Annotated in this window: 7 protein-coding genes and 1 pseudogene; 2 read left to right on the top strand and 6 right to left on the bottom strand. The window is 60.2% G+C overall.

Annotated elements, in window-relative coordinates:
- A pseudogene (locus A3754_RS27740) lies at positions 1-232 on the top strand (sodium:proton antiporter); the annotation flags it as partial.
- Positions 233-359: 127 nt separating this feature from the next.
- Here the strand turns inward: A3754_RS27740 and A3754_RS13780 are convergent.
- The 6 genes from A3754_RS13780 to A3754_RS13755 all read right to left on the bottom strand — a co-directional run bounded on the left by A3754_RS13780 (position 360) and on the right by A3754_RS13755 (position 7,534).
- Entirely contained in the window at positions 360-776 is a 417-nt protein-coding gene (locus A3754_RS13780) for a MerR family transcriptional regulator (RefSeq protein WP_063520150.1), read from the bottom strand.
- Between the two features lie 4 nt (positions 777-780).
- Positions 781-1,782, bottom strand: coding sequence for a hypothetical protein (locus tag A3754_RS13775; protein WP_231880630.1), 1,002 nt, complete (start codon positions 1,780-1,782; stop codon positions 781-783).
- Between the two features lie 40 nt (positions 1,783-1,822).
- Entirely contained in the window at positions 1,823-3,385 is a 1,563-nt protein-coding gene (locus A3754_RS13770; RefSeq protein ID WP_082872331.1) for an FGGY-family carbohydrate kinase, read from the bottom strand.
- Complete coding sequence (locus A3754_RS13765; RefSeq protein WP_063520147.1) at positions 3,385-4,947, bottom strand: glycerol-3-phosphate dehydrogenase/oxidase; 1,563 nt, start codon at positions 4,945-4,947, stop codon at positions 3,385-3,387. The genes A3754_RS13770 and A3754_RS13765 overlap by 1 nt, the downstream gene beginning before the upstream one ends.
- A 41-nt stretch (positions 4,948-4,988) precedes the next feature.
- Positions 4,989-6,581, bottom strand: a complete 1,593-nt coding sequence (locus tag A3754_RS13760) for an FAD-binding oxidoreductase (RefSeq protein ID WP_063520146.1) — start codon at positions 6,579-6,581, stop codon at positions 4,989-4,991.
- A gap of 134 nt (positions 6,582-6,715) precedes the next feature.
- Positions 6,716-7,534, bottom strand: coding sequence for a lysophospholipid acyltransferase family protein (locus A3754_RS13755; protein WP_082872332.1), 819 nt, complete (start codon positions 7,532-7,534; stop codon positions 6,716-6,718).
- A gap of 139 nt (positions 7,535-7,673) precedes the next feature.
- On the opposite strand from A3754_RS13755, the gene A3754_RS13750 reads away from it, so the two are divergent.
- Entirely contained in the window at positions 7,674-8,339 is a 666-nt protein-coding gene (locus A3754_RS13750) for an OmpA family protein (RefSeq protein WP_063520144.1), read from the top strand.
- Positions 8,340-8,390 lie beyond the last annotated feature (51 nt).

Genomic DNA, 8,390 nt, shown 5'->3' with positions numbered 1-8,390 from the left:
GAAGGCCGGCTGGCATATTCTTGGCCTGGTGAAAGAAGACGCCGCCAAGGAAGAAAAGAAAGCCGAAGCCCGCGCTGAAGCCGCCGCCGAGAAAGCGGCAGCGGAGAACAAGACGGATGGCAAAGGCGAGGAAAAAGAGACCACCACTGACAACAAATCGGACAAGAACAAGTCCGGTTCGGCCATCGCCGACAAGAAGAAAGGGAGTTCGCAGAAAAAATCGAGCACCTAGCGTGCTCCGCTGGCGAGCACCTGTAGCCAATACTGATGATGGCTGCAGGTGCTCTTCTCCGCTCCTCCTGCTCCTTGTGCTGGATAAGTTTCTAAACGAAAGGCTCAACGGTTCAGCCAGCGCTGCCCTACTCTGCTTCGTTACCCACAAAGGAATCAATCAGACCACATACCCGGCCATCATCCAGCCGGCAGTCCGGCGCACCCTGCCATTCATTCATCGCATCACGCATACGAGCACTCAACGCCTGCAGTTCGGCGATTCGAGCTTCTACCTGCGTTAGCCGCCTTTCAATCAGGGTGCGGACCTGGCCACAAGGTGTTTCCCCTTCGCGGGAGGCCTGAGTCAGTGACTGAATATCGCCCAGAGTGAACCCCAGAGACCGGGCTTTCAGGGCAAACCGCAACAAGCGTAAATCCTCTGCCCCGTAATAACGGTAGCCGTTATGGCTGTCGCGACTCGGTGACAGCAAACCGATATCCGTGTAATGGCGCACGGTTTCTGCGGTGGTGTTCGCCTTTTTTGCCAGTTCCGATACACGCATGGCGTTACTCCTGATCAGACGGCGGGATGAGTGGTAAAGAGGTCTGGCCCCACCGCCGCCAATTTTCTGGTACCGAGCGGTTATGGGCTGCAAAAAACGCAGTTACCGAATCCATGATCGTAGCCACAGGCAGTTGTCGAGTCAGCGCCGTGCCAAAGGCGGTTTTCTCCGGGGTGTGGTTCAGCGTGCACTGCAGAGCCACATCCGCCAGAACCAGCACCTCCTGATGGCGCAGCCAGGCCTCGCGTAATGGCGAGGCCAGCCAGGCACACTGCTGGTATTCCAGCGCATACTGCCCTTCCAGCCACCACAGGTAAGGATCGTCACCCAGCGCTGTCAGCAACGCATCGTGCTGTTGCCGGTACTGGTCCATGCCGCCACTCGCAATTGCCCGGCGCAGCAACCAAACCATCGGCTGTTCGGATTCAAGCTGATGTTCCACAGCAATGCGCTCGCAGGGCTTGCCCAGACACTGGGTCAGCCACAATTTCAGTGCCGCAGGACGCCCTTGCGCCAGGTTGGCTACACGCGCCTGATTTTGTGACTCACCGAGCGCTTCCAGAAACGCCTTGCCTGCTTCACTTTGCAGCCAGCGGCCTTCTTCCAGTAGCGCGGTTAGCCGCATCCCGGAACTGTAATCGTACCAGTCGGTTAATGTGTAGGGGTTAGCCGGGGCCCCCTCCAGGCGGAGGAAGCTGATGGCGCCATCAGGAAAATGCAGCCGTACCCGCGCCGCAAAACGGCTGTCGCTTTCATTGAATCCGGTAATGGCAAAACGGTCGATGGGCTGCGCCTGCACCCAGGGTTTGATGGTCGACGCCGGCAACGGCACGATATCCTGGCGCTGTAACAGCACCCCCAGCTGGCCCTGTGATAGATCGGCCCGCAATTGGCTCAGGGTGTTGCTGTTATCGTCACTGTGCGCAGCCAAAGGCAGCACCAGCAAAGCGGCAAGCAGAGACAGCGTTGAGCACCAGCGGAACATGGACACAAACCGTGAAGACAATGGAGGTAAGACCCTACCACAGAGGACAGCGCGGGCGTGATTAAACCCGAGCCGGATAGCCGGTAATGCGGCGAATGGAACGGTATAACGGCGCCAGCCGAGGATATAACTTGCGGTAGACGTCCCGGTACAGGGCGTCGTAGTGACGTGCCGGGGCCGCCTCTGGCAGGAAGGTATCACCCGGGCGTGTCATGGCGGCCACCGCAGAGGGATAGTCCGGGTGCAGCCCCAAAGCAACGGCCGCATTGATCGCAGCCCCCAAACCGGAGGTTTCCGTGGTGTGGGGCCTCACTGCAGGCAAATTGAAGATGTTCGCGGTGATCTGCATGATCGCATCGCTTTGCGAGCCACCACCAGACACGCGCAGGGAGTTGACCGGAATGCGGTTACGCTTTTCCAGCCGTTCTTTTCCCTCACGCAGGGCATAGGCGATGCCCTCGATAATCGCTCGGTACAGGTGGGCGCGGGTGTGTACATCGCCAAACCCAATAATGGCACCTTTGGCTTCTGGCCCGGGAATACGCACGCCCGGGTTCCAGAACGGCTGCAGCATCAACCCCATGGCGCCCGGCGAAGACTCTTCCAGCAAGGCTTCAAAGAGCGTTTCCGGCGCCACGCCCAGCGTTTCGGCCTGCTGCACTTCCTGTTGCCCGAATTCACGCTTGAACCAGTTCACCATCCAGTAACCGCGCTGAACGATGATTTCGGAATTATAGCGGTCGGGCACGGCGGCGCCGTAGGCCGGGACAAAGGTGATTGGCTCGACATAGTGCGCGTTGCAGGTGTTGAACGTGGCGGTGGTGCCGTAACTGAGGTTGCCAATTTCCGGGGTAAAGGCGCCGGCACCCAACACTTCGCAGGCTTTGTCCGCGCCGCAGGCAATCAGGGGCAGCCCTGCGGGGATGCCTGTGGCCAGGCTGGCCTGCTCGGTGATCGCCCCCAGTGGTTTGCCCGGCTCTACCAGTTCCGGTAACTGTTCACGGCGCACCCGCAACGCCTGCCATTTAAGGTCATGGGCCGCTGCCCAGCAGCGCCTTTTATAATCGAAAGGAATGTAGCCCACCTGGGACGCGGTACAGTCCCGCAGCTGCCCGGTAAGCTGATAGGTCAGGTAGCCCGACAGCAGCAGAAAATGTCGGGTTTTCTGCCATAGCACAGGTTCGTCCACCGCCAGCCAGTTGCACTCGGCCTTGGCCTGGAACTGCCGCAGGGTTTCCCCCTGCCCGATCACTGTCACCGGGGCTGCCAGCCACCAGGGCAGTCGGGGGATGGAATCCGTGCGGCGCTGGTCCAGCCAGATAATCGCCGGGCGTATCGGTTGCTTGTGTTCATCAAGACACACCACCGAAGCGCGCTGGGTGGTCAGAGCCACCGCTTTAACCTGATGTTTGAGTGCGCCGTGCTGCTCCCATAATCCCTGGCAAGCGAGTCCGAGCTGCTCCCAGAAATAGCCGGCATGTTGTTCTGCCTGACCCGGTTCGAGGGAGAAATAAGGCTCGATATGCTGCTGGTAACGGGCGATCAACTCGCCGTCGCGATTGAATAACATGGCACGCACGCTTTGTGTGCCCTGATCCAGCGCCAGTACCAGCGGCTCATCCATCATCCTGCCTGCTTCTCCCGGATCTCGGCCGAAACGTTCGGCTCAGCAGCGGCACCAGCAGGTGTGGGCACGCCGTAGAAACGCTGGTGGATCTCCCGGTAGCGGATCAGCTCCTTGTCCCAGCGGCTGTCATCCCAGCCCAGGGCCTGTTGGATTTGCGCACGCAATGACGACAGCACCGCGATCCCTGCGGCGGGCTTGACCAGCCCAAGGCGGGTGCGGCGCAACATCAGATCATCCAGATGCACCACCGATTCATGGGCAAGGATCCACGCAATAAAGGCGGGGTTCGCCTGGTCCGCATGCAGAAACGCCTCCACGGCCTCGGGGGCATTCTCGATGGGCTCAAACCCCCGCGCTTTGCTTTTCTGGCTGCGACGGTGCTCTTTAGCGTCGATCAAACCGGTGGCCAACAGCGCATCCAGTGCAATCAACCGAAAGGTGGTGAGCTTGCCGCCGCTGACGGTGACAATGCCATTTTCACCCCACACCGCATGGTCCCGACGCTCCTTGGACGGATCCACGCCCTTGCCGGAGGCGATAACCGGGCGCACCCCGGCGATGGTCGAATAGATGTGATCACGGGTGACGTTGCGGCCGGGGAACTGGGTGTTGATCAGCTTGAGCAGGTAGACTACTTCCCGATCACTGGCCGCAGCTTCAATATCCATGTCCTGGGGGTGGTCCAGGTCCGTGGTGCCCACACAGGTCACCCCTTCCCAGGGGAACACAAACACCGGCCGACCATCATCGGGGTGCATCACCGTAAGGCAATCGTTAACCGGCAATGCGGCCGGGTCGATAAACAGGTGGCTGCCACGCAATGGCCGCACTCTGGCCTCAGCGCCGGAAAAACGGTCTGCCCAGGCTCCGGTAGCGCTCACCACCGCAGCAGCCTTGAGCGTGGACAGCTCACCACTGACCCGGTCTTCCACGGTAACAGAGAAGCCCTGTTCACCTTTCCCGCTCTGTTCGGCCTGAACAACACGCGCGTAATTTTGTGCTACCCCGCCATGGCGCGCCCCTTCCAGCAGCGTGCGCATGACCAGGCGGCAATCGTCGGTGAGCGCGTCGGTATAGCACATGGCCCCGGTGAGATCCTGATCCTGCAACCCGGGCACCCGCTTTAACAGCTGTGCCTTGTTCAGGTAACGGTGGTCGCGAATACCGGCCAGGAAATCGTACAGCCACAACACCGCCTTCATGGGCCAGCGCCCGGGGAATACGCCCTTGCGTAACGGGAAAAGATAGGTGGCCCGCTCCACCAGCCCCGGCAACTCATTGAGCAAACGTTCACGTTCCAGCAGTGAGTGGCGTGTCAGGGCAATATCGCCCTGGGCGATGTAGCGTAGGCCGCCGTGCACCATTTTGGAGGAACGACTCGAGGTCCCCCATGCGAAATCGGTTTGCTCCAATAGCAGCACCCGTTGTCCGCGACGGGCCGCCTCCAGCATGACACCGGCACCCGTGATGCCGCCACCGATAACGATCAGGTCCCATTGCGGCTTGCCCTGTGTGGCGGGTGCGGCCAGTTCTGTCAACGTGCGGCGTTGGCCGAGCATAGAGTCTTCCCCTGTTTGTCCGTAAGCGAATCGCGCCGGTATCAATCGTCGATCAAGCAGCCAGGATTCAGGCGATGCAGGGGGTCGAAGTGATCGACCAGCCGGTTCAGCACCGCCATTCCCTGCTCGCCTTTTTCGTGGTGCAACCAGGGCGCGTGGTCACGGCCTACGCCATGCTGGTGACTGATGGTGCCACCGTTCGCCACAATGGCCTCACTGGCTGCCTGCTTCAGCACCCGCCAGCGATCCAGCGTGGCTTGGTAACTGTCCGCGCAGCGAAACACGTAAGTGGTATAAATACTGGAACCCTGCGAGTACAAATGTGACAGGTGCGTAAAAACATGCACCTGCTCGCCGTCACCGGCGTTGTCACGTACCGCCTGTTCCATGGCCACCATGGCCGGGGTCACCCGATTCCAGTCCACGGCGGTTTCAAAGGTATCGACCACATAGCCGTGTTCCCACAGCCCGTGGCGCAGGTACGGTGAGCGGAAACGGGACTCTTCCCACTTTTTCCCCAGCAGGGTACCCACCATGACGCCACCAGCCTGACGGATCCGCTTGCGAGCCTGGCCGAGCACATGGCGCGCCTGCGCCTTGTCGCCGGTGACACCGAAGGTAATCATGCACTTGCCGTCACCACAGCCACGCACATTCAGGTAACGATGCAAAATACCGACCAGCTTTTCGTGGCCGGCCAACATCAGGTGCGTGCGGGTTTCTTCCGCATTGGACAGACGCAGCATGGAAAGCGGTATCTTCGCCTGGGTCATCTGCCGCACCAGCTCTTTGCCGGTATCCCAATCCGGGGCGAACGCCACCTGAAACGTTTCCGTTTCCGGCAACGGCGTGACCCGTACTTTGACTTCGGTGATCACCCCCATGCGCCCTTCCGAGCCGAGGATAATTTCCCGCAGGTCAGGCCCGGCTGATGAGGCCGGAATGGTAGGAATCGTCAATGTACCTTTGGGCGTTTCCACTCGACCACCGGCAAACATCTGCTCAATGCGGCCATAACGCATGGATTGCTGGCCACTGGAGCGGCTTGCCACCCAGCCGCCAATGGTAGAAAGCTCCCAGGATTGGGGAAAGTGCCCCAGCATGTAGCCCCGCTCACGGAGCTGTTGCTCCACCTTGGGGCCGGGTGTGCCAGCGCCAAACGTGGCGATCTGGCTTTGCGTATCCAGATCCATCAGCTGGTCCATGGCCGCCAGGCTCAAGGTCAGAACCGGTGCATCGCCCTCAGGGGGATTGATATGTCCTGCCACGGACGTGCCACCGCCATAGGGAATCACGGTAATGCCCTGGGCCAACGCCCAATCGAGCAGTGCGCGAACTTCTTCGCTGCTGGAAGGCGAGGCAACCCCATCCGGGAATCGCTCGAACTCACCGGAGCGCATGGCCAGCCAGTCGGGCAGGCTTTGCCCGCGCGCGTGACGCAGCCGGGTTTCCGCATCGGTCTTGACCCCTGGGTGTTCCGGTAGCCGGGACGCCGGCACTTGGGCAATCACTGCCGCCATTTCCGCGTCGGGTAGCGGTTCGGCACGGCCCAGGCGCGCCTGAATAAAGGCCAACCCGGACGGTTTCAACGGATAGTGATTATTGCTGTCACCCCAGCCATTCCAGCGTCGCATGCATACACTCCTTATTTTCACTCATAGTAGCCCTGACACGCCGCGCTTTCACTGGCGTGGCAGGACACTGGATGGACTATTTGTGACAAAGGCGTGATTTGGGCGTTACGTGCAAAGCCAAGGCTGCGGACGGGTTACAGCAACCAACGGCGCCAGCCTTGCTGACGTGCGGCTGCGCGCTCCTGATTCAGGGACTCGAGCATACCGTGAATCGACGCCGCGACGGTTTCACGCACCGCCCAGCAGGCGTCCGTCTCGCCCTGTTTGCCGGCCCAGGGAGCGGTTGAGATTGGTGCCCCGATCTGGAACCAGAGGGGCTCCGGCTTGGGAATCAGGGTGGGTCCCACGCCCCGACTCAATGGCATGAACATGTCGCCACCGCGTAACAGCTTGTCGAGCCGTGGGCGCTTCAGCAAAGTGCGGCCGAGCCAGGATTGCTGAAAATCGTTACCGTCGATCAGCACGCGGTAGGCTTCGTCGCAGCCTGCAGAGGCAAACGGGATAATGTCGTAACCGTGTTCGATGGCCATGCGCGCAAACCCGGTGCGTTTCTTCCACACCAGCTTGTGCACTTCATCCTTGCGCATGGCCACCTCCCGCGCTCCACCGGGAAAGACCAGTACCGGCTGCCGGGCCTGCATCAGTTGCGTGCAATTGTCGGGGTTGCCTTCCACCGCCCCCCAGCGTTTGAGCAATGGCCCCCAGCCCGGCACGCGGAAATGCAACCGATCTCCAAGGGCTCTGGGGAAAACGCCGGTTTCCCGGTACAACTCCAGCACGAAAAGCGGGGAATCAATCAGGCCGTACAGGCCATGATTACCCACAAACAGCGCCGGGCGCTGTGGGTCCACATTATCGGCACCAAATAGCCGGGGAGCGAAATAGCGCCGGGACACAGCCAGCAACCGGTCCATTGTCGCCAACGATGGCGGTGAAAAATCCTGAATAGCCAAGCGATATCCTGTAACGATTTGATCAAATTGGGTGCAGTCGTGACGTCGGCACTTTACCAGCTTTTACACTACCGCTATGGTTCATTCAGGCCTAAACCAGTAAAAAAACCAATATGTTATCGAATCCCAAGGAGCTTTCATGAAACGATTTGCCGGGTCACTTGCGCTGGCGAGTGCGATTGCCGTTACGGGCTGCAGCACAGTTAACCCCTACACGGGTGAAAAACAAACCTCCAAAGCCACATCCGGTGCGGCAATTGGTGCGGTCGCCGGCGCCTTGATCGGTATCGCCACGTCCGACAGCGCCAAAGAGCGTAAAGAACGCGCTCTGGCCGGGGCCGGCATCGGTGCGATTACCGGTGGTGGTGTGGGCTATTACATGGACGTTCAGGAAGCCAAGCTGCGTCAGAAACTCGAAGGTGCCGGGGTTTCCGTTACCCGTGATGGCGAAAACATCATTCTCAACATGCCGGGCAACCTGACCTTTGCCACCGACAGCACCAACGTTAAATCCTCTTTCGATCCGGTGCTGGATGCAGTAGCCGAAGTGCTTAACGAATACAAATCCACCATGATCCAGGTGGCCGGACACACAGACAGCACTGGCGGCGATCGCTACAACCTGCTGCTGTCCCAGCAACGGGCCCAGGCGGTATCCAACAAGCTGTCTGGCTTCGGGGTTGAACAGGTTCGTCTGGACACCGTGGGCTTTGGTGAAACCCAACCCATTGCCAGCAACAACACGGCCAGCGGACGGGAACAGAACCGTCGCGTGGAACTGACACTGCTGCCTTACACCAAGTAAGCACCGTAGTGATTCCCGCATGGCGGCGGGCCAGGCTCGCCGCCATTGTTT

The organism is Alcanivorax sp. HI0083 (assembly GCF_001635175.1).
The sequence above is the reverse complement of the archived record's forward strand: the minus strand, read 5'-3'. Positions and strand labels throughout refer to the sequence as shown.